This is a genomic window from Agrobacterium sp. DE0009 (assembly GCF_007680755.1).
GTDB classification, from domain to species: Bacteria; Pseudomonadota; Alphaproteobacteria; order Rhizobiales; family Rhizobiaceae; genus Agrobacterium; species Agrobacterium tumefaciens_B.
Window position 1 is genome coordinate 47,869 of record NZ_VEIU01000008.1, and the last position, 20,479, is coordinate 68,347.

Consider the following 20,479-nt stretch of genomic DNA (forward strand, 5'->3'; position numbering starts at 1 on the left):
CCTCCTCATGGCGTCGAAGGACCACCTCTCGTGTCGATACTCGGAACCACCGACATACCCGATCGCAGACGGCCGATATACTCCTTGCTATCGATGACGATTTTCACGGGGATTCGCTGGACGATTTTCGTGAAGTTGCCCGTGGCGTTGTCGGCGGGCAACAGCGAAAACTCGAGTCCGCTTCCCGGTGAAACGCTGTCGACGTGCCCGTCAATGGCCGCATCCGGAAAACTGTCCACCTTGACCGCCACCCGCTGCCCCGGCACGACGTCGGTCAGCTGTGTCTCCTTGAAATTGCCCACGACGTAGACGGCGTTGAGAGGCACGACCGCCATGAGCTGTGTGCCGGCGCTTACCAGCTGCCCAAGACGTGTGGTACGCGCGCCGACCGTTCCGTCAATCGCCGATACGATGTTGGTGTAGGACAGGTTGAGCTCGGCTTGGTTTACTCCGGCCTTTGCGCGGTCCCTCTGGGCGATGGCTTGGCTGCGTTGGGTCTCAAGCACTGGAACCTTGTTTTCCGCTGCCACGACGGCCGCCTTGCTATTGTCCACCGCCGCTTTGGCCTGTTCGCTCACCGATTGTGTTTGCTCGGCTCGCGAGAGCGTCCCGGACCCGTTTGTATAGAGATACTCGGACCTTTTGGCATCGGATGACGCAAAGGCGAGATTGGCTTCCGAAGAGGCAAGCGCCGCTTTCGCCTGATCGATCAGCGCATTCTGGAGCACGATCTGCGCATCGACGTTTGCGATGGCCGCCTCGGCGGCTGCGAGATCACCGCGAGCCTGCGACACCGCGGACTGGAAGTCGCGATCGTCGATCCGCGCGACGACCTGCCCGGCCTTGACGTGCTCGTTGTCGGTCACGAGGACCTCGCTGATATATCCGGAGACCTTCGGCGCGACCGCCGTGAAGTCTGCCTTGAGATACGCGTCGTCGGTCGTGATAATGAAACGGCCAAGGGTGTAGTACTGGAACCCCTCGTATGCGCCATAGGCTGCGGCAAGGAGGATCGACCCGCCGAGCATGAGGCGTCGCATCAATCCACGAGCACCTGAACTGGGCTCTACAGGAAGGTTGACCGTCTCCGATGCCGGAGAGGGCTTCGCTTCCCGATCGGGCTGTGGCAGCCTTAGGACTTCGGGCGAAGCTATGACTGAAGACTCTGCCATCAAAATTCTCCTCATCGAAATGACGTTGATCGCATTCTGGAGAAGTCGGCGTGGATCGACAGCTATACGTTCGGGTACCGGGGTCGCGGCACTGACCGGGAGCACTGTGGATTATCAGCCCCGCGAAGCGTCGCTACCGATGGCGTCATGGATCAATTGGAGAAGCAATGAAGTATCGATCGGCTTGGCTAGGAAGCCTGACGCGCCGTATTTCAGGGCCGTCGCCTGCATTTGATTGTCCGAGTAGGAAGTCATGATCAGGATCGGAGGGCAATCTTCCCGAGACTTCAGCAATCTGAGCATCTCGATGCCCGAAATCCCCGGCATCCTTACGTCGGCGAGAACGCAGCGGAACGATCGGTAGCGGTCACTGTCCAGGAAAAAGTCCGCCGAGCCGAAAAGTTCGCTCGTGTATCCGGCGGTATCGAGAAAGTCCTTGATCGAATTCCGTAGGTGAACGTCGTCTTCGATGATTGCGATTTGTGCGGTTTGCGAGCCAGCCATTTTTGAAACTTGTCACTTTCCGCAGCGGGATTTCAGAAAAACGCGTCAAATAATCGGTTCTTGCAACACGTGACGGCAAATCGGGACTTTTTGATCAGCATGAAAACGAGACGGTTGAGATTCAAACTTCTCCGGTTGTCGCATTACCACGCATTGCAGGAGCGCCGTTATATATACCTCCGTTTGGTTTTTGGTAGGAATAGCCGCAACTTTCAGATACCGCTTTTCGCTCAGGCCGCAGCACACATCCTATTTCCTCCACTTTCGCGCCCTGGGGGAATTGGCTGCTCGTCCACCTGCGCGAAAAACATGCCAACGCCCAGCACGAGAACCTTCAGCGGGAAGAAGACGGTTGGAAACCAATCTACCCAATCGTCTGTCATTGACCAATTCTTTACGGTTGTATGGACGCAGGGTACATACAACATTTTCGGCTTGCAAGAGACGTGCTTTTTGTCGCAGCGATGAGAACTCCCGCTCCCGGAGGTCTTGGAGCACTCCACTAAGAAGGGAAGCACACGTAAAACCGCCTGCGAGCAAGGGTACCCTTTCGTACAACTGCAAAACGCCAGCGATCACCTTCACTTTCGTCCCGCAACAAGGGAAACGACCCCCCTCACGGAGAATAACATAAAAAAGCTATCGCATTCGGCTGTACTCGCGCTCTCGGCACTCCTCGCAGTTCCCGCTATGGCCATCGATCCCATTCCGGGTAGCATAACGTACGAGAGGCAGCATGCCACACGCCTCAAAAAGGCCCCCGTCGGTAGCCAGTTCAATCATGACTTTTATTCTGATGGCACTCGCTATTCCGAAACATACGTCGTGCAGTCTGACCGTTCGCTCAAGCTGGTGGACCGTGTCCGGCAGTCAAGTCACTGAACTAGGTTGTAGGACCCGGCAGTCCAGCCGAATCCCACCTAACTGCTATTGCAATTCGCCCCTTTCCAAAGTCGCGATATCGACGACGTCACTGCCTGCCGCGCCGATGCCCGCCCTTCCATTGGTCGGAAGCGTGAAAGCCACCAAGGCCCCACCCCTTCCACGGTTGCCTGCACTGAGCTGACCGCCATGGGCTTCAACGATAGATCGGCAGATGGCAAGACCGATCCCGAGAGCATCGCTTTTGGTCGTGTAGAAAGCTTCGAACACCTTTTCCGTGTCGGTCAGACCGGGACCGTTGTCACCGACGGAGACCTCCACAACCTCACTGTTCACCTTTCTCGCACGTACCTCGATTGACCGACTGCGTGACCGGGTTTCATCAAAGGCCTCGACACTGTTCTTGAGTAGATTCAGAACCACCTGCTCGATTTGAACGCGGTCTGCCAGAGTGTCGGGTAGGTCACCGTCAAGATCGACGTGGACCTTGATTTTCCCCGCGATCAACTTGTCGGCCAGCGAACTCTTCACGTCCTCGATCACTGCTTTCAGCGAGACCGCCTCGCGCTTATGCTCTGTCTGCGAGAAAATGGTTCGGATACGGCTGACTACTTCTGCCGCCGCCTCCACGTCCCGCACGATCCACTCAGCGGTACGTGTCGCCCGCTCGAGGTTTGGCGGCGTGGCCCTCAGCCAGTTCTTGAAGGCGGTTACATTCGAGACAACGCCCTGCAGGGGCTGGTTCAGATCATGTGCGATCGAAATCGAAAGCTCCGATAGGCTCACGGTTCTCGCGGCTTTGGCCAAACGCTCGTCGGCGATCCGGAGGGCTTCCTGCGCTTTCACCTCGTCGTCGATGTCCAAGTTGACGCCGTACCATTGCAGGATTTTGCCACCGTCATCCCGGAAAGGCTCGCTCCTGTCCTCTATCCAGCGATAGACGCCGTCCGCTCTGCGTTGTCTGTAACGCATCGCGTAGGGCTTTCCCTTACGGCGCGCAAGCGCCCAGCGGTTCTCGACTGTTTCCCTGTCGTCGGGATGGACGAGGTCTTCCACCGCCGGACTGATGTCGAGCCGAGAGCCTTCGCTTTTGCGAGAGACGTACAAGCCGTTGTTGTCGACCAACCTTTTGTTGACATAGACAGGCGTTCCGCTGTTGTCGGAAAGGACAATCCCCACGGGCACGGTATCTATCATATGCTGAAGGTAACGTTCGCTTTCGCGCAAAGCGGCCTGTGCTCTAACCTCCTCCTCGATATCGATGGAAACACCATACCACCGGATGATGTTGCCAGTGTCGTCCCTGAGCGGTTCGACGCGCGAGTCAAGCCATCGGAACTGCCCGTCTTTCCTGAGCAACCTTCCCTTGGTATGCAATGCTGTGCCAGTTTCTAAGGCATTCTTGAATTCTTCGGCAATGCGCCTGCTGTCATCCGGGTGTATCAGCTCCGAATACGTTGGCCGAGGTGCAGACGGATTGCTGGGACTCGGCCCCGGTTCGATCCCGGTCCATTCGACCATTCGGTCATTGAAATGGAAGACGAAACCTTCGGTCGACATCAGCCATATCAACGATGGCACCGTATCCACTATGAGGCGCGTCTCCGTCTCGCTTCTGCGCAGCGCGTTCAGCGCTTCGATCTCGTCGTTGATGTCGAGAAAAACGCCGTACCACTGGACGATCGCCCCCTCGATATCGAGAAGCGGCTGAACGGTAGCATTCGTCCATCTATAGGAACCGTCCGAACGCCTGTGACGGTACTTGAGGCAGAATGACTTTCGTGTGGCAAAGAGCCGACTGACAGTCGCCCTTATCTCCTGACGTTCTTCGGGGTGAACCGCATCCATGAGCAGGCTCTCTAGTCCGCCGACATCTCTTTCTCCAGCCGATAGTCCAAACCATCGGATCAATTGGTCATTGACATAGTTCGTCTTTCCGTCAGGACCCGCGCGCCAGATGAGTGCGGGCACAGTGTTGATGAGCTCGCGGAGCTGCTGCTCGCTGGCCTTCAACGCCGCCTCGGCGTTTTTCTGATCGGTAATGTCGACCGTCGAACCGTACCACGCGGTGATCTTTCCGTTTTCGTCGCGAGAGGCGATCGCGGAATCCCGGAACCATCTGTAGGTCCCATCGAAGCGGCGTACGCGTTGCTCGTCGACAATGGGTTCACCCGTCTTGAGACTGTTGCGCCAGAGCGCCAAGCTTCTTTCCCGGTCATCGGGATGAACGAAGGGTGTCCACCACGCGGTGTCGGTTCCTTCCATCCTCTCCTTCATTTCCTCCGGAGTGATCCCGACGAACTCCGTGGCGGCGGGGTTCACGAACCTCATGCGGCCATCGGGATAGGCCGACCATCCAAGTCCGGGTATATCTTCCAGAGTCGGGCGGACAGTCTTATAGACCTGATCGTAGAAGGATATCGTCCGATAGGAGGTGATAACTGCCCAGATCCCGAATGCGCTTATCGCGTAGGCAGTCCAGCCCCTGATGCTCAAGTTTGCAAGATCGCCTTCTACCCAAATAAGCGCGGCAGCTGCTGCGCTTATGACGATGGCCGTAGCGATACCCCACCTCCAGCCAAAGCAAATAGTTGCGAAAGCGACGGTAATCAGGAGGCCGACAGGCTCGCTCAAAAGGACGGCAAATCCAGCGCCGACCGCACTCGCCGCAAAAGCAAACCAACGGCGCTGCTGTGATGTCTGGAAATCCATCACGCCTTCCAAGGATGATGACAGGACGCGCCGGGCTACGGTAGCGGGTCGTTCATGACCGAGTTCAACCTATACCGATGGTTCGGTGGTCGAAACCTATCTCGTAGGACAGGTAAGAGGCATGATCGGCCCCGCTATTCGACGTTCTCTCGTATATGGGAGGGCAGCGCCTGCCAGGCGGTGAAGAGCTGGTTGAATGTCGTCACCTGCATCTTCTTCATCATGTTGCTGCGGTGCAGCTTTACCGTGACCTCCGAAATGCCCAGCTCGAAACCGATCTGCTTGTTCAGGCTGCCCTCGACCACGAAGCGTAGCACCTGACGTTCCCGGGCGGTGAGACCTTGGTAGAGCGCGATATGCTTTTGCGAGTTCGTTTGAGCCTCGCGCCGTTCGAGGTCGGCGCTGATCGCCCTAGAGACGGCATCAAGAAACGTTTGATCGCGCACGGGCTTCGTAAGAAAGTCCTTGGCTCCGGCCTTCATGGCCTCGACGCTCATGGCGATGTCGCCGTGGGCCGTGAGAAATATGACCGGGGTGTGGTTGCCTTGTTTCAGGAGATGATCCTGTAGGTCTAGCCCGCTCAATCCCGGCATACGGACGTCCAGCACGAAGCATCCCGGCCGATCCGGCAAGGTGGCCTCGATCACCTCGCATGCGGACGCAAAGGATACGGTGTCGATACCGACTGAGCAGAGGAGATTTTCCATCGCCTCCCGCACGCGGGCATCGTCGTCAACCAGCGTCACGATCGGCAGCAGCTCCAACGGCCGCGTTGCAGCCCCCTCCATGGTCATCCCCTCAAAAGCGGCGCGCGCCCACGCGATCCTATCATACAGCGATGTTAACAAGAGAAGCATCGTTTTGGAACCCTGCCCCATCCGCCCGGATCCGAGATCTGGACGGACCGACGAGCTCAACACTCGGCTCCCCGCGGTATCGGGCAATGACACCGGCAACTGGCGACGTGATTTTTGGCGCGATTTGTACAAGCTCCCTTGGTTGTCGGAACTGGTTACGGCGCAATTCCGGATGTTAGGATTTCGCTGTGCGGAAAGTCCGCCGGAGTCGGGTTGAGTTCATAACAGGATGCCAACATGTTGCCGGGCGGTTTTGCCTTTGCTGTCAGTCGTGCGATCGCGTGTGTTTTCGCGGCGGCCCTCATTGCGCAACCCGTGGTCGCGCAGGAGGTTCTCCGGGTTCCGCTTCTAACGGACATCGCCACGTTCGATCCGGACAACGGATTTGAAATCGGTGCCATGAGCGCGATCAACAACGTCTACGAGGGTCTGGTTCAATACGAGCCGGGCACCGTAAAGGTCGTCGGCCGACTGGCACATTCCTGGGAAGTCTCCGACGATGGTCGCGAATATGTCTTCAGGTTGGTTGACGGCGTAAAGTTTCACGACGGCACCGAGATGAGTGCGTCCGACGTCGTTGCTTCCTTCGACCGAAGGAAGGACGGCAAGCTGGCTCTGTCGTACTTCCTGTCCAACGTCGAAAGACTCGAACCAGTGGACAGATTGACCCTCAAGATCGTCCTCAGGCGCGCGCAACCCTCTTTCATCGACAGCCTCGCGAGTCCTTGGGGTCCAAAGGTGATCAGCCCGCGAGCGCTAGCCGAACACGATAAAGGCGACAAAGCCACCGGATGGCTCGGTGAACACGCCGATGGAACAGGTCCCTATGCATTGGCGGAATTCAGTCGCGGTGACCGCTATGTTCTCAAGAGGAATGACGAGTACTGGGGACAGAAAGCGTTTTTCCCGGAAGTGCAGATTCCGGTCGTCCCGGACATTGGCCAGCAGATACTGCAGTTGAGAGCTGGAGACATCGACGCCGTGCCGACGGGGTATCCTATCGCGCAACTCGGCGGCATTCCATCCGATCTCGCGGTCTCGGCGGCCCCGAGCGTAAGCCTCTACACCCTGTTCGCGAAATCCGGCTCGCCCCTCGATGATCCGGAAATCAGGCAGGCGGTGTTGACTGCCATCAATCCGGCTCTCTGGGCGGATGAAGCGTTCGGCCAGTATGCGACCGTGGCCAGGTCGGTCTATCCCCGCGTGGTGCTGGATCCAGGCAGACCGCTCGTCTTCCCTGTCGACATGGAGCGCGCCAAGGCGATAGTCGCACGCCGCGGTCCTGTCAGTCTCGTCATCGGCCAGCACAGCGCCACACCTGGCTATCAGAAAATCTCGGGCCTCCTGATCGCGCAGCTGGCATCCATCGGCGTCAAGGCGACGTCCTACGCGTTGCCGCCGGGAGCCGCGTTCAACTTGAAGCAAGCGACGTCGCCCCCGGACTTACTCCTTACGATCGCAGGTCCGGATGCGGCTCACCCGGTGAACCAGGCAAAGGCGTTTTTCACGAAGGACGCTCCGGTCAACTTCTTCGGACGTTCGATCGGCCAAGCCGACCGCCTCATCGAGGAGGCGGGCAGTCTGGGGAACGACGCTCGACGGAACGCACTCTACGAACAAGCCGGACAGATGATCTTCGACGCCGGAATCGCCATACCGCTTGTCGAAATGCAGGATGTCGTGGTCCATACCAACGACATCCGCGATTTCGGCTTGAGACCCGTCTATCCCCCGGGAAACATAGATTACGAGAGCGTCCGCCGATGAGCGTCGGGGTAGGAGAGCTGGTCGGAACCCGTACTCCGCCGTTTGCCACGCTCGAAATCCGTGGCTTGCACGTTTCGATGTTGCGTGGAGCACAGAGGAACGACGTTCTCAAAGGGCTGGAGCTAGAGGTTCATTCCGGGCAGATAACCGCGCTTGTGGGTCGAAGCGGTTCTGGAAAGTCGACCCTTGCTCACGTCATCCATGGTCTTTTGCCGCGCGACAGCCAGCCTCGGATTAGTGGCTCTATCCGTGTCGTCGGTGAGGAATTGGTCGGTACGAGCGAGCCCAACCTTAGAGCTGTCCGGAAGAGCCTGGTGCGGATCATCCCCCAGGACCCCTTCGACGCGCTGAACCCGACAATGAGCGTTCGAGCGCAGATGGCGGAAGTGTGCGGGGAACTCACAGCGGTCGAACGGCTGCGGTTGGCGGGGATCGCTGACACCGAACGCGTCATGGGCAGCCTTCCGCATCAGCTTTCCGGGGGAGAGAGACAGCGTGTTCTGATCGCTATGACGACGGCCGTACCCGTGCCGCTGATCGTGGCTGACGAACCCACGACAGGTCTCGACCTTGATAACAAACGAAGGGTCACCGCGCTTCTGCGGAATCTGGCAGCACACGGAGCGGCCGTATTGCTCAGTACGCACGATCTCGCAGTAGCGGAGATAGCGGATCAAACGGCAATCCTCGAAGATGGGCGGATCGTCGAGGTCGGGCCGACTTCGACGATCTTCGCCCGCCCCCGCCACCCCTACAGCGTCGGGCTCCTCGCGATCCGGTATGATGGAGCCGTCGACAAATCCGCGCAATTGCCAACCCTCGCCCGAGGCGATCGAGCTATCGACAATTCGCATTTCGAAAACATCGTGCAGCAAAGCGTTCCTTGGGCCCCGTTCTCCTCGAATCGAGAGGAAGTCGTGTTGGACATGCGCCGGGTCTCGAAGGCCTTTCGTACGAGAAGCCTCTTTCGGGTTAGCTCTTACGATGTCCTGGCCGAGATCGACCTCACCGTGAAGGCCGGAGAGTGTGTGGCGCTTCTAGGCGAGAGCGGCATCGGTAAATCCACCCTCCTCAAGATCGCTGCTGGGCTCCTTGAACAGGACCGCGGAACGGTTCGGTTGGACGGCCGCCGCCCTCAACTGGTCTTCCAGGACCCTAAATCTTTCCTGACGCCTTGGGTTCCTATCGGTGAACAGATCGTCGAAGGGTTGCGTTCCGCGAAGGTGGCAAAGGTGCCTCGCGACAAGCGCCTGGCGGAATTGATGGATTTCGTCGATCTCGAGCGCTCGCTTGCCGATGCCTTGCCTTCAGAGCTTTCTGTCGGTCAATGCCAGCGTGCCGCGATCGCCAGAGCGCTTGCGGTTTCCCCGCGGCTCCTCCTGTGTGACGAACCCATCAGCGCGCTGGACACGTCGCTCGCGGCATCGATGCTGAACCTGCTCGGCCGCATCCGCCGCATCTATGGCACCGCGATAGTTATCGCGACGCACGACCTCGCCGCTGCCAGGATCGCCGCGGACAGGGTCTATCGCATTCATGATGGAAAGCTGCTCGAACTCGCAGACATGTCGACCTCCTCGCGGGACGACCGTTGTGATCCATCCGGCAGGGACGCCGGACTATGCTGAGGCCGTTCGCACGAAGACCGACCGGACACTCGGAAGCGTCTAGCAACGGCTGGTCTTTCCGCAGGATTGACATTCCCGGCATGATCGGCCTTTTCGGCTTACTGCTGATCACGGCCACCGCAGCGTTCCCGCAGCTCTTCATGCCATACGACCCGCAACTGCGGGTGGGTCCGGCCTTGCTCCCTCCGTCGATGACGCACCCCTTCGGTACGGACGAAATCGGACGGGACCTTTTTTCGCGGGTCATACTCGGCATAAGGTTCACCTGGCTGCCCGGGATGGCGATCATCGGGGCAAGCTTCGTCGTCGGAACGGCGATCGGGTTGGTATCCGGCTTTGTCGGAGGATGGCTCGACGCGGTCTTCCGGAGGGTAAACGAGGTCTTCCTGACGGTGCCGTCGATGCTTTTCGCCATCGCGTTCGCGGCGTTGCTCGGCCCCGGTGTCGAGAATTCAGTGGTCGCGATCGCAGTCTGCTGGTGGCCTTGGTACGCCTGGATCGCACGCGATGAAGTCCGACGTATCTTGGCCTCCCCTCATTACCTTGGGGCAAAGGTATCGGGCGCTTCGCGATCGAGGTTGGTTTTCAGGTACGCCCTACCAGGCGTCGTCCCGGCACTGATCGTGGCAGCCGGCGTGGATGTCTCCAACGTCGTCATGACCTTGTCGTTGATGTCGTTCCTCGGCCTGGGACAGCCTGACCCCGCTCCGGAGCTCGGAGCCTTGGTGTCGCGCTCTCTCGACAGCCTGACGATGTTCTGGTGGCTCCCCATACTCCCGTCGTTGGCGATATTCCTAATATGTTTCTTGGCGAACCTTTTTGCCGACGGGGTCCGCCATGCACTCAAGGGGCGGTAACGCATGCGGTATCTCGGGCGCAAAATCGCGGGTGGCATTCTGACGCTGATGGCGATGACGTTCCTTGTCTTCTGCCTTCAGAGCGTCGTTCCAGCCGATCCGGCCCGCCTCATCGCGGGGCCGGCGGCACCACCCGCCACGATCAAGGCCTTGCGCGCGCAGATGGGCCTGGATGAAAACGTCATCACGCGGTACCGACACTTTCTTACCCGGGTCGCACATGGTGACCTCGGCATCTCGGTCCGCACAAGGCAGCCAGTGGTCAACGATATTCGGAAGCACCTGCCCGCGTCGATAGAACTTGCGGTTGTCGCTCTGCTGCTCGGCATTTCGGTGGCCGTCACGGTGGCGGTCGTCCAGGCCACCTATCCATCGTTGCGCATGCTGCGTCCCGCACTCGTCGGGCTCGGGTCCTTGCCAGTGTTCCTGACTGGCCTGATGCTGGTCCTGGTCGTCTGGTATAAGCTTGGATGGCTGCCGGGTTCCGGCCGCCTCGGTGTCAGAGGGTTCTCCGGTCCGACAGGACTCCTTCTTGTGGACACGTTGATTTCCGGCAACCTGCGCCTTTTCGTGGACGCGGCCGCTCATCTTGTCCTGCCCGCTTCGGTTCTCGCGCTACCCGTCGCGGTCGCGGTCGGGCAGGTCCTGTCAAGCTCGTTGCATGACGTCATGAAGCACGGATACATCCGCACCGCGCGTGCCAAGGGCCTACGGTTCGTATGGGTCGCCGTACACCACGGTCTCCGTAATGCAGCGAATGCGGCGCTTACGATGAGCGGCCTCCAGGCTCGACTGTTGTTCGGTAACATGCTGGTCGTCGAACGCATCTTCGCCTGGCCCGGACTCGGCATGTACATGGTCCAAGCGCTGGCCTACTTGGATCTCCCGGCCATCCTCGGCGTTGCTCTGGTTCTCGGAGGGCTCTACGTCCTCGTCGGGATGATCGTCGAGAGCACGCAGAGGATCGCCGATCCACGGATATCGATCGAGTGAGGTGCGGCGGGCAAACCTATACGCCGGGATAGGAAGGCGCGACGTTTAGATAGGTATCAAGTTCAGTCCCGAAGCGGCATTTTCAAGGTCGTATCGATCAGACTCTGGACGCGAAGCGGAATTGGAGGCGGGCGTTGACCTTGGAGCACGTTGCGCGTCTCGGCGCGGTAAGCGTTTCGACATCCGATCGCCTGTTGCCAATCAGGAACTCCGCTCGCGGAAGGAGTGGGCTGACCGATTGGCAGTGTCGCCGCGTCCGCACGTTTGTGTCTGAAAATATCGCTGGCTCCATAAAGGTCCGCGACCTTGCGTCTCAAGCCAAAATCAGTGTCGGGCATTTCGGGAGGTGCTTCACGATCGCGTTCGGGGTCTCGCCGTCCAGCTTCGTGATGGGGGAGCGCATGGCAAAGGCAAAGGCCCTTATGGCGAACTCGAACTGCCCGCTATCGTCCGTCGCCGAACAATGTGGACTATCGGACCATGCGCACTTCTGTCGCCTGTTTCGCCGCTTGGAAGGCCTGCCGCCAAGTGAATGGAGACGGCAGGCAGTGGAATTGCGCGCAGGATCCCAATCGATTCTCTAAGTGTGCAAAGAGGTCGATTCACCGCCATGCACCGAGAGCCTGTCGAACATCCGCACGACGTCTACGACAGACTTCGCATGCATCTTTTTCATCATGCGTCCACGATGCAGCTTCACCATGATTTCGCTGATGCTCATTTCGAACGCGATCTGCTTGTTCATGAGACCTTGGGAAACGTATTCCCAGACTTCCGTTTCACGCGGGGTCAGTCTGCAAAATCGCTGCATTAATTTATCCGCCTCCGCTCTCTTGGCTCTTGCTTGCCTGTCGGCCTCCATCGCTCTTGTTATCGCATCGACGACGGCCTGAGAGTTGAACGGCTTCAGCAGGAAGTCGAAAGCGCCAGCCTTCATCGCTGAAACACTCACGGACACGCTGCCGTTTCCGGTGATGAAAATGATCGGCATCGGATTGCCGCGATGCGAGAGCTCAGCCTGAAGTTCGAGCCCAGTCATGCCGGGCATTTGGATGTCGAGAAGGATACACCCGGCGCTATCCCCGTCAGCCTCGGACAAAAACTCTTCGGCACTACCGAAACCGACTGCCCCGATCTGCACCGACTCGAAAAAGTTGAGCAGCGAGGCGCGAAGGTTTGGCTCGTCATCGATGACGTAAACCCTCTGTCGACTCACGTCTTTCTCCGGTTGAGATGGCACAGCGAAACTCCTTTTCAATGACGACGGCGAGGTCCGTCCGTGACTTTTGCCTAATTGTCTTCAAGTGATGGCGGTTCAGATTGGCTGTGGCTTCGCTCCAGCCGATCGGAAACGCGCGGCAACCTCATGCGAAACATGACGCCCGACCGACCGCGACCATATTCGAGCGCGCCCTGATGGGCTTCGACGATGGATCGGCACATAACGACTTCGGAATCGGCTTTAGTGGTCCGCTTCCTTTGGTCTTCGAGCTTCCCGTTCCCCGATGTCAGGGGTGTTCCTATGTCGAGGACGATCTCGTCTCCGATGTCGGCGATGCACAAATGAACCGCATGCCTTTCCGCTCTCCGTGCGGGTTGTTGCTGTAGGGTGCTCACTAGAAGGGTGACCACCACCTGGAGAAGCTGGAGCTCGTCGCCAAGTGCCAACGCGCGACTGGGCGAGTGGGCAAGGTGCAGGGTCACCGCCCTGGAGAAGCTTTCGCACTGGCTAAACCGGACGGCGCTTTTTGCCAGGGAGTTGATATCCACCAGCGCCAGAGTCGAAACTCGCCTGGCGATCATTCGATCCGCGAAGCCGATTACTTCATCCGCCCAACGGGCACATTCGACAATGCGCGTAAGCAGTACTTCCATTTGCTTGGTCGTATCACGCCCCGAAGCCAGGAGCCTCTGGGCGGTACCGCAATCCGTAACGATTACCGCCAGAGGTTGACGGGTGTCGAGAACAAAGGAGCTTGTCATACGCCCAAGAGGCCTAAGACGCGCGGCGTGCCCACCGCTCTCCTCGAGGTTCTGTAGCCTCTGCTCTTGAGAACCCTTTTCAAACATCCGTTCGGTGTGCGGGGCAAAGTCCACGGTCGCTACCTGTTCCCACGTCGGTTGGTGAAAACCGCGCTCGCGCGACGCGGTCCTTTCATCGATGCACTGGCTGGCTATGTGGGTGATAGCCTACGTAAAATGTTCCCGCGTCGCTACCGCGCCAGTAGCCGTGGTCGACCTATACGGCGGGATAGGTCGGGTAGCTTTTTCCGCTTCGCGTCATTTGCAGACTTCGACGAACGCGAATCTGAGATCAGAAATCGGAGTTTCCTAGTTCTGAATTCCTGTCATCGGTGTCTCGCTCGCGAATGGCGGGCGACATGCAGATAGGAGCTCAAAGCATGATCCAGAAATTCGCCCTGGCAACCACCGTGGAAGGCATCGTCCCCGCGTTGCTTGCCCATCTCAATTCTCTCGATGTCGACACGATGCTCAGCTTCTATCATCCAGAAGGCATTATCATCGACGCGGCGGGCAACGCCCACTAAAGGCGGAACGCGATCGGCGCGGAACTCGAAAAGTATTTCTCTCTGGGACTTCAAATGTCGATCACGCAACGGCATATGTTCGTCGCGGCGGATACGGCACTTCTGATCCTCGACTGGTCCTATATCGGCACCGCCCGCGATGGCACGGAGATCAACATGGTGGCGACCGCGACCGACATCGCGCGCCGGGGCGACGATGGTTGCTGGCGGTATCTGATCGACAATCCCTTCGGCTCCCAGAAGCGGGTCCGGGCCTGATGGATAGCGCCGCTACCAGGAATCCACGTGGCTCGGACGAGCGCGGTGCAGGCACTTGGCGCGGCGTTATCACCACGGGCATCTATTGCCGGATTTCCTGTGGTTCTCGGGTGCCACGCGCGGAAAACCTCCGTTACTTCCATTCGTCGGCCGAGGCTTTGTCCGCAGGATTTCGACCCTGTCGACGGTGCCGACCGAATGAAGGTAGCTTCGAGCAGCGGCATATCGAAACCATCGCCGAAGCGTGCAGGCTGATCGATCTAGCCGACAGCCCTGTCTCAGTATCGGCGCTGGCCCATGCTGTCGGCATGAGCGAGGGTCATTTCCACCGCCTGTTTCGCAGTCATACAGGAATGACCCCACGAGCCTATGCCGAACAGAAGCGGATGGCGCTGGCCCGCAGCCAGCTCGCGCGGTCGGACCATCACTGAGACCCTCCACGAATCCGGCTACGGTTCCAGCGGCCGCTTCTACGCCATCACCAACAAATCCCTCGGCATGACACCAAGTCACTTTAAGGATGGGGGCTCCAAGGAGACCCTGCATTTCGCTGTCGGAGATACCTCGCTCGGAGCGATCGTCGTCGCCTCCAGCGCAAAAGGCATCGCCGCCATTCTGATGGGCGACGATGCCGAGGCACTGCTTCGCGACCTCCAGGACCGCTTCCCGAAGGCGATTCTAGTCGGCGGCAATGCAGACTACGAGCGTACCATCGCCCAGGTCGTCGGTTTGATCGAGGCACCGAATCTGACGACGAATCTGCCCCTGGATATCAGAGGGACAGTCTTTCAACGACGGGTTTGGCATGCTCTGCAATCGGTGCTAGCCGGCGAGACGATCTCCTATGACGAGATAGCGCGGCGCGTGGGCCACCCTCGTGCCATCGGTGCGGTCGCCAGTGCCTGCGCCAGCAATCCTCTGGCGGTTGCCATTCCCTGTCAACGGGTTGTTAGGCACGACGGAACGTTCTTTGGCTATACCTGGGGCCTGGAGCGAAAGAGCGCACTGCTGGGTCGCGAGGGTAAAATTGCTGATTGAACAAGTTTTCCAACGTTCTAACGGCCGCATTCTCTTTGAGACCATTTGACATTTCGCGACTGTTTAACGCGGACATAGTTACGCTCAGAACTCGTTGATCAGAGCCAGAAGATAACGGTTGCCGCGCGAGCGATGGCGGAGACGAAGGCCATTGGGCATCTGTCGTAGCGCGTAGCGACACGCCGCCAGTCTTTGAGACGCCCGAACATTATCTCGATCCGGTTGCGCCGTTTGTAGCGGCGTTTATCGTATTTGATGGTTTTATTACGGGATTTCCGACCCGGAATGCAGGGAGTGATCCCCATCGCTTGTAAAGCTTCACGATACCAGTCGGCATCATAGCCACGGTCGGCCAGTAGCCATTTGGCCTTGGGAAGTTCATCAAGCAAAGCGGCAGCACCGGTGTAATCGCTGACCTGACCGGCCGTTATGAAGAAAGTGATCGGGCGACCATTCGCATCCGTTACGGCATGAAGCTTGGTGTTCATGCCGCCTATCGTGCGTCCAATCAGGCGGCCCGAGCCCCCCTTTTTACCCGCAGGCTGGAAGCCGTGCGGTGGGCCTTGAGATAGGTCGCGTCGATCATGATGGTCGTGCGCTCTGCAGCCTCAGGCACAGCCGAGCCTTCCATCATCTGGAGAAAGATGCCCTTGTCTCCCCAACGTTTCCAACGGTTATAAGGCGTCTTGGAGGGGCCATATTCCTTTGGCGCATCGCACCACCTGAGACCGTTGCGGTTGACGAAAATGATGCCGCTCAGAACGCGTCGATCATCAACGCGCTGGCGACCATGGCTCTTGAGGAAGTACGGCTGAAGACGAGCCATTTGCTCGTCCGTCAGCCAAAACAGATGACTCACCAGCAGGCTCCTATACGCCCGCCTGAATTATGGCCGTCAATTCAAATCAATGGGTCCTGACCCCTAATCTTCAAAGTGCCGAACGGATAAAACTCTGTATTTGATTGTGCCTGCGGATCGCGCAGCGGCGCATGATTTGCGGGGCAGGCTTTGCAGCCTGCCCCTCTTGGATCAGCCGGCGGCCTGAACGAACGCCAGAAGGTCCGGGTTGATGACGTCGGCGTGGGTCGTGCACATGCCATGCGGGTAGCCGTCGTAGATTTTCAGAGTCCCGTTTTTCAGCAGCTTGATGGCGAGCTTGGCGGAGTCATCGATCGGCACGATCTGGTCGTCCGAGCCGTGCAGGATGAGCGTGGGAACCGTGATCGACTTGAGGTCTTCCGTGAAATCCGTCTCGGAGAACGCCTTGATGCTGTCGTAGTGCGCCTTCGCGCCGCCAACCATGGCCTGTCGCCACCAATTCTGGATGACGCCCTGGGAAACCTTGGCGTCCGGCCGATTGAAGCCATAGAAAGGGCCGGAAGGAATATCGAGGAAGAACTGGGCGCGGTTGGCGACCAGGTTCTTGCGGAAATCGTCGAACACCTCGATTGGCAGACCTCCGGGGTTCGCAGCGGTCTTGACCATGATCGGCGGAACCGCGCCGACGAGAACGAGCTTGGCGACACGGCCCTTGCCGTGCCTGGCGACGTACCTCGCGGCTTCACCACCGCCCGTCGAGTGGCCGATGTGAACCGCGTTGCGGAGATCGAGATGTTCGGCAACGGCTGCGGCGTCCGACGCGTAGTGGTCCATGTCGTGACCCTCGGCGACCTGGCTCGAGCGGCCGTGGCCACGCCTGTCATGGGCGACGACGCGGAAGCCCTTTTCCAGGAAAAACATCATCTGGGCATCCCAGTCGTCGCCGCTCAAGGGCCATCCGTGATGGAACACGATCGGCTGACCGTGGCCCCAGTCCTTGTAGAAGATTTCCGCGCCGTCTTTCGTTTTCACAAAGCCCATGTCTTGTTTCCTTTCAGTGGTTTTCTGCGTGGCGGCCGCCATCGCGATATTGGGGATTACGGTTGCGACGCTCGCTCCGAGGCCAAGCGCCAACACCTCGCGTCTCAAGGGGCCCGTGCCCCGTGACGTCTCTTTTTCCGTCATTTGTCTCTCCATGATCCGGTATTGACGAGCCTTGGCCCGCTCGCCTCGATGGGCAGAGCCAAACTCAGCGCGTCGAAGGTGACGCAGGATCGGGAGCTACGCGAGTTATACATCTGTATGCCGTGTGGCCTGTGGCAGGAAACGGAAGCGATTCCGCGTCAGGTGAAAAGCGACGCGTCGCGTTCCCCTTTGAAAGTCGCCCCCTTTATAGGCTTCGTCCGTTCAGCACGGATACTCCCGTATATCTTCCTCGCTGCCCGCTCCCGCCTTAGCGTCCGTTCGTCGGCGAATTCCCGCTCGACAAAAACCCAAAGCTGGGAGTGATAAGATGCAACCCCGTTTCGATATCAATGCTGTCGAGCCCGACAGTTTCAAGGCGATCATGGGACTGGAGATGTACGTCCAGAAGTCCGGCATCGACAAACGCTACATCGATCTCGTGAAGATCCGTACGTCGCAGATCAACGGCTGCGCCTACTGCGTGGACATGCATACCAAGGAGGCGAGGAAAGCCGGGTTCTCGGACCAATGGATCGCCCTCATCGCGGTCTGGAAGGAATCCGCTCTCTATGACGAGAAGGAACGCGCGGTGCTGAACTGGGCGGAAAGCTTGACGAATATCTCGGTTACGGGCGTCCCCGACGCCGACTACGAGCAGTTGAGGAAGCATTTCGGCGAAGCCGAGATTGCCAAGCTGACAACCGCCATCAGCACGATCAACGTCTGGAACCGCATGGCGCTCGCCTTGCGTCTGCAGCACCCTATCGACCATCGGACGGTCCCGGCGGCGGCTTGACGTCGATCCACCGTTCAAGGGCATGGTGGCGTGGCGAAGCTGATTTCAGAGCGAGCAGCCACCATGCCGGAGTGTACTACAGACCGAACAGGCTGCGTATCTTCCCCGACAGGGTGATCGAGGTGCTGTTTTCCATTCCCGGCTGGTCGAGAAGATGCTTTTCCTTCTCGAGCCGATGCGCGAGAACGAACCCGAGCTCCTCGGCGATTTCCGGGCGTTGCCCGAGAAACGGAGCGAGGGCATCCTTCTTGATTTCGTATGCGGTGACCGGCGTCAACGAACGGATTTCACCAGCCTCGAGCGACCCCATCAAGACACCCCGTTCTCCAAAAAAATCTCCGGGGGAAAGTCTCGTGAGTTCTGTGTGGCGACCGCTTTCCTCTCTCTCGACGATAACGACGCCCTTCTGGATGAGCAGGAGCGAGGTCAGGGAGGTTCCCTGACGGGCGATCACGGCCCCCTTCGGAAAGACGACCTGCTTCATTGCAGCGCCCAATGACGCTCGCTCGTCTTCCCTGAGCGAATGAAACAGTGGAATGGATGAAAGACAGTCGACCGCGCTTTGCCCACGCGAAGCCTGTTCGCAGTATGGGAGCGGCCCCGTCCATTGTGTTGACGAGCTCAACACCAGGTTCGCGGAGCGCGCGTGACGATAGACCAGATCGTATATCTCGTTGCGAGCGTCGGAGACCTTGCCGACGTCCCTCACCCGACTGACAAGATCTATCGTGACGCCGTCGCCTTCCAGGGCGGTGATCGCCACGCTCGGAGGCGGCGAGTGGACAATATTCGTGCACCCGAGTAGCGCCGTTTTCATGGTTTCACCGATCACCTCGGGTCTTTCCGTCGGATGAAATCGCACGGTCACCACAATGCCGTGGCTCTCGTCCGGGCTGCTGTAGTTCGTGAGTCTCGCTTTCGCCAGAATGCTGTTCGGCAGGATCACGATGTCGTTCGTGCCGTTGAGCAGATGTGTCGAACGCCAGTTGGTTTCGATCACCCTTCCTTGGAGATTGTCGTCCAGAACGATCCAATCACCGACCACGTAGGGGCGGTTGAGGTTCAGGGCGATGCCGCTGAACACGTCGTTGAGGGTACTCTGCAGCGCGAGACCGAGTACGATCGCGAAGACGCCGGACGTGGCGATCAACGTTCCCACCGGAACATTGAAGACATACGCGACTATGGATAAGGCGGTGCCGATGTAGATGACGCCAGAGAGTAGGTCCCTGACCAGTCTGCCTTCGCGAGGCCGTCGATTGAAGACGAGGAATTTCCGGACTACCGTCACCAGGAGAAGCGAGATGCTTATCCACCATGCCGCTTTGGCGATCGCCACACTGACCGCGTCTATGCCTCCGACGGCTCCGGGCCTATAGGGCTCGATATCTCTCGAAAAGAACAGGCCTGATAGGGCGACGAAGACGACGGCATCAAGGATGAGCTTGGCCTTGGTCTGGTGGCGCAGCAGAACTCTAAGCGGGACCGAGACCGCCAGAAGCAGACCGACCTGGATCACGAACTCCGACAACATCGGCATGATGGTTGTTCCCGCAGATGTCGTCGGGCATGGAGCCGCGACCCATGGTGGATTAACGCAGTCCGACCACGTCACCCGGCATGGGTGTCACGGTCGGGTCAGGCAACGAGATCTAGGCGGCCTTGGCTGAATTCGCCCATTGCTCGATACCAGTGGGGCCAAGGCTGGCCTGGCCAACGGGGACCAGCGAGTTTTCCTCCAACGCGCAGCCGAAATAGCCTGCGCTGGAATCCGGAGTGACCTTGCGGGAATCGCCGACGGACCGGAGGTATCGACCGATGATGTCGCACATCCGGCCTTTTTCCGGTCCGGCGACATCAACGATTCCGTTGGCGGGTGCTTTGCCGACCGTATCGGCGAGGAAGCCTGCCAGATCATCCGCTGCGATCGGCTGGAAGTTTGCCGTCGAAAGGCGCGCCTCGTTGTCTGTCGTTCCGGCATCCGCGATCATTGCCATGAATTCCATGAACTGAGTCGCGCGGACGATGGTATAGGGGACGCCGGACCCTTCGATCAAAGCCTCCTGGGCTGCCTTGGCGAGGAAGTAACCGTTACCCGGAAGACCATCGGTGCCGACGATCGAGAGTAGCACGTGGTGCTGCACTCCGGCCTTCTTCTCGGCGGCGAGCAGGTTTCTGGTCGAGGTCTTGAAGAAATCCAGGACTTCACCGGGATCAAAAGAAGGCGGGTTCGTGACGTCCACGACGACGTTGGCCCCCTGTAGCGCGGCGTCCAGCCCCTCGCCTGTACGGCTGTTCACACCCGTGCTTGGCGATGCGACCACGACTTCCAGAAACCGCGCCGACAATATGCTAGCGAGCTTGCTGCCGATAAGGCCTGTGCCGCCTACAACTACGATTTTCATTTTCATTCTCCTTGAATTTGTTGGTCAGTCGAGGCGCGGCTCCAGCTGCGGACTGC

At 58.9% G+C, this 20,479-nt stretch carries 20 protein-coding genes; 10 read left to right on the top strand and 10 right to left on the bottom strand.

What is annotated here, in order from left to right; genetic code table 11:
* Positions 1–5: 5 nt before the first annotated feature.
* The 4 genes from FS804_RS21300 to FS804_RS21320 form a co-directional block, all read right to left on the bottom strand.
* A complete protein-coding gene (locus FS804_RS21300) occupies positions 6–1,172 on the bottom strand; it encodes an HlyD family secretion protein (protein WP_246665922.1) in 1,167 nt (388 codons plus the stop codon).
* Positions 1,173–1,286: 114 nt separating this feature from the next.
* Positions 1,287–1,676, bottom strand: a complete 390-nt coding sequence (locus FS804_RS21305; RefSeq protein ID WP_144578836.1) for a response regulator transcription factor — start codon at positions 1,674–1,676, stop codon at positions 1,287–1,289.
* Between the two features lie 927 nt (positions 1,677–2,603).
* Entirely contained in the window at positions 2,604–5,270 is a 2,667-nt protein-coding gene (locus FS804_RS21315; protein WP_144578837.1) for a PAS domain-containing protein, read from the bottom strand.
* Between the two features lie 134 nt (positions 5,271–5,404).
* Complete coding sequence (locus FS804_RS21320; RefSeq protein ID WP_371417898.1) at positions 5,405–6,148, bottom strand: response regulator transcription factor; 744 nt, start codon at positions 6,146–6,148, stop codon at positions 5,405–5,407.
* Between the two features lie 216 nt (positions 6,149–6,364).
* Here FS804_RS21320 and FS804_RS21325 point away from each other — a divergent pair, with 216 nt between their 5' ends.
* The 5 genes from FS804_RS21325 (at position 6,365) to FS804_RS25455 (ending at position 11,956) form a co-directional block, all read left to right on the top strand.
* On the top strand, positions 6,365–7,894 hold the full coding sequence (locus tag FS804_RS21325; protein ID WP_034495453.1) for an ABC transporter substrate-binding protein: 1,530 nt from the start codon (positions 6,365–6,367) through the stop codon (positions 7,892–7,894).
* Positions 7,891–9,522, top strand: a complete 1,632-nt coding sequence (locus tag FS804_RS21330; protein WP_144578838.1) for an ABC transporter ATP-binding protein — start codon at positions 7,891–7,893, stop codon at positions 9,520–9,522. Before FS804_RS21325 ends, FS804_RS21330 begins: the two co-directional genes overlap by 4 nt.
* An 80-nt stretch (positions 9,523–9,602) precedes the next feature.
* A complete protein-coding gene (locus FS804_RS21335) occupies positions 9,603–10,379 on the top strand; it encodes an ABC transporter permease (protein ID WP_246665924.1) in 777 nt (258 codons plus the stop codon).
* A gap of 3 nt (positions 10,380–10,382) precedes the next feature.
* Positions 10,383–11,372, top strand: a complete 990-nt coding sequence (locus tag FS804_RS21340; protein WP_144578840.1) for an ABC transporter permease — start codon at positions 10,383–10,385, stop codon at positions 11,370–11,372.
* 266 nt (positions 11,373–11,638) lie between these two features.
* Positions 11,639–11,956: an AraC family transcriptional regulator gene (locus FS804_RS25455; protein ID WP_353505112.1), complete on the top strand. Its 318-nt coding sequence runs from the start codon at positions 11,639–11,641 to the stop codon at positions 11,954–11,956.
* On the opposite strand, the gene FS804_RS21350 is transcribed toward FS804_RS25455, so the two are convergent.
* Positions 11,953–12,630, bottom strand: a complete 678-nt coding sequence (locus FS804_RS21350; RefSeq protein ID WP_246665925.1) for a response regulator transcription factor — start codon at positions 12,628–12,630, stop codon at positions 11,953–11,955. The two genes, FS804_RS25455 and FS804_RS21350, sit on opposite strands and share 4 nt — an antisense overlap.
* Positions 12,631–12,662: 32 nt before the next feature.
* Complete coding sequence (locus FS804_RS21355) at positions 12,663–13,247, bottom strand: hypothetical protein (protein ID WP_144578842.1); 585 nt, start codon at positions 13,245–13,247, stop codon at positions 12,663–12,665.
* A 527-nt stretch (positions 13,248–13,774) separates the two neighbouring features.
* Here FS804_RS21355 and FS804_RS25060 point away from each other — a divergent pair.
* From FS804_RS25060 to FS804_RS21370, 4 genes are read left to right on the top strand one after another with little or no spacing between them, the layout of a single operon-like run.
* The gene (locus FS804_RS25060; RefSeq protein WP_186376949.1) at positions 13,775–13,921 is read left to right on the top strand and encodes a hypothetical protein; all 147 of its coding nucleotides are present in this window, start codon (positions 13,775–13,777) and stop codon (positions 13,919–13,921) included.
* A gap of 54 nt (positions 13,922–13,975) precedes the next feature.
* Positions 13,976–14,179, top strand: a complete 204-nt coding sequence (locus FS804_RS21360; protein WP_051674099.1) for a hypothetical protein — start codon at positions 13,976–13,978, stop codon at positions 14,177–14,179.
* Complete coding sequence (locus tag FS804_RS25460) at positions 14,179–14,610, top strand: Ada metal-binding domain-containing protein (RefSeq protein WP_144578843.1); 432 nt, start codon at positions 14,179–14,181, stop codon at positions 14,608–14,610. The genes FS804_RS21360 and FS804_RS25460 overlap by 1 nt, the downstream gene beginning before the upstream one ends.
* On the top strand, positions 14,549–15,217 hold the full coding sequence (locus tag FS804_RS21370) for a methylated-DNA--[protein]-cysteine S-methyltransferase (protein ID WP_144578844.1): 669 nt from the start codon (positions 14,549–14,551) through the stop codon (positions 15,215–15,217). Before FS804_RS25460 ends, FS804_RS21370 begins: the two co-directional genes overlap by 62 nt.
* Positions 15,218–15,315: 98 nt before the next feature.
* Here FS804_RS21370 and FS804_RS21375 read toward each other — a convergent pair.
* Both FS804_RS21375 and FS804_RS21380 read right to left on the bottom strand, forming a co-directional pair.
* Positions 15,316–16,076, bottom strand: a protein-coding gene (locus FS804_RS21375; protein WP_144578845.1) for an IS5 family transposase whose coding sequence is annotated in 2 segments (ribosomal slippage) — positions 15,316–15,752 and positions 15,752–16,076 — 762 coding nt in all. Because the reading frame shifts where the segments join, the coding sequence is not laid out codon by codon here.
* Between the two features lie 171 nt (positions 16,077–16,247).
* On the bottom strand, positions 16,248–17,078 hold the full coding sequence (locus FS804_RS21380; RefSeq protein ID WP_371417900.1) for an alpha/beta fold hydrolase: 831 nt from the start codon (positions 17,076–17,078) through the stop codon (positions 16,248–16,250).
* Positions 17,079–17,550: 472 nt separating this feature from the next.
* Between FS804_RS21380 and FS804_RS21385 the strand changes: the two genes are divergently transcribed.
* Positions 17,551–18,018 (top strand): carboxymuconolactone decarboxylase family protein, encoded by a 468-nt coding sequence (locus FS804_RS21385; protein ID WP_144578847.1) that lies wholly within the window; start codon positions 17,551–17,553, stop codon positions 18,016–18,018.
* A gap of 76 nt (positions 18,019–18,094) precedes the next feature.
* Here FS804_RS21385 and FS804_RS21390 read toward each other — a convergent pair whose 3' ends face one another.
* A complete protein-coding gene (locus tag FS804_RS21390) occupies positions 18,095–19,558 on the bottom strand; it encodes a mechanosensitive ion channel family protein (RefSeq protein ID WP_144578848.1) in 1,464 nt (487 codons plus the stop codon).
* A 112-nt stretch (positions 19,559–19,670) separates the two neighbouring features.
* The gene (locus FS804_RS21395; RefSeq protein WP_144578849.1) at positions 19,671–20,423 is read right to left on the bottom strand and encodes an SDR family oxidoreductase; all 753 of its coding nucleotides are present in this window, start codon (positions 20,421–20,423) and stop codon (positions 19,671–19,673) included.
* Positions 20,424–20,479: the final 56 nt, after the last annotated feature.

Coding starts and splice junctions, on each gene's coding strand:
- FS804_RS21305 (WP_144578836.1), bottom strand. CDS start 1,676: ATGGCTGGCTCGCAAACCGCACAAATCGCAATCATCGAAGACGACGTT.
- FS804_RS21385 (WP_144578847.1), top strand. CDS start 17,551: ATGCAACCCCGTTTCGATATCAATGCTGTCGAGCCCGACAGTTTCAAG.
- FS804_RS21390 (WP_144578848.1), bottom strand. CDS start 19,558: ATGCCGATGTTGTCGGAGTTCGTGATCCAGGTCGGTCTGCTTCTGGCG.
- FS804_RS21370 (WP_144578844.1), top strand. CDS start 14,549: ATGCCGAACAGAAGCGGATGGCGCTGGCCCGCAGCCAGCTCGCGCGGT.
- FS804_RS21325 (WP_034495453.1), top strand. CDS start 6,365: ATGTTGCCGGGCGGTTTTGCCTTTGCTGTCAGTCGTGCGATCGCGTGT.
- FS804_RS21315 (WP_144578837.1), bottom strand. CDS start 5,270: ATGGATTTCCAGACATCACAGCAGCGCCGTTGGTTTGCTTTTGCGGCG.
- FS804_RS21360 (WP_051674099.1), top strand. CDS start 13,976: ATGTCGATCACGCAACGGCATATGTTCGTCGCGGCGGATACGGCACTT.
- FS804_RS21380 (WP_371417900.1), bottom strand. CDS start 17,078: ATGGGCTTTGTGAAAACGAAAGACGGCGCGGAAATCTTCTACAAGGAC.
- FS804_RS21355 (WP_144578842.1), bottom strand. CDS start 13,247: ATGGAAGTACTGCTTACGCGCATTGTCGAATGTGCCCGTTGGGCGGAT.
- FS804_RS21395 (WP_144578849.1), bottom strand. CDS start 20,423: ATGAAAATCGTAGTTGTAGGCGGCACAGGCCTTATCGGCAGCAAGCTC.
- FS804_RS25060 (WP_186376949.1), top strand. CDS start 13,775: ATGATCCAGAAATTCGCCCTGGCAACCACCGTGGAAGGCATCGTCCCC.
- FS804_RS25460 (WP_144578843.1), top strand. CDS start 14,179: ATGGATAGCGCCGCTACCAGGAATCCACGTGGCTCGGACGAGCGCGGT.
- FS804_RS21330 (WP_144578838.1), top strand. CDS start 7,891: ATGAGCGTCGGGGTAGGAGAGCTGGTCGGAACCCGTACTCCGCCGTTT.
- FS804_RS21320 (WP_371417898.1), bottom strand. CDS start 6,148: ATGGGGCAGGGTTCCAAAACGATGCTTCTCTTGTTAACATCGCTGTAT.
- FS804_RS21300 (WP_246665922.1), bottom strand. CDS start 1,172: ATGGCAGAGTCTTCAGTCATAGCTTCGCCCGAAGTCCTAAGGCTGCCA.
- FS804_RS21340 (WP_144578840.1), top strand. CDS start 10,383: ATGCGGTATCTCGGGCGCAAAATCGCGGGTGGCATTCTGACGCTGATG.
- FS804_RS21335 (WP_246665924.1), top strand. CDS start 9,603: ATGATCGGCCTTTTCGGCTTACTGCTGATCACGGCCACCGCAGCGTTC.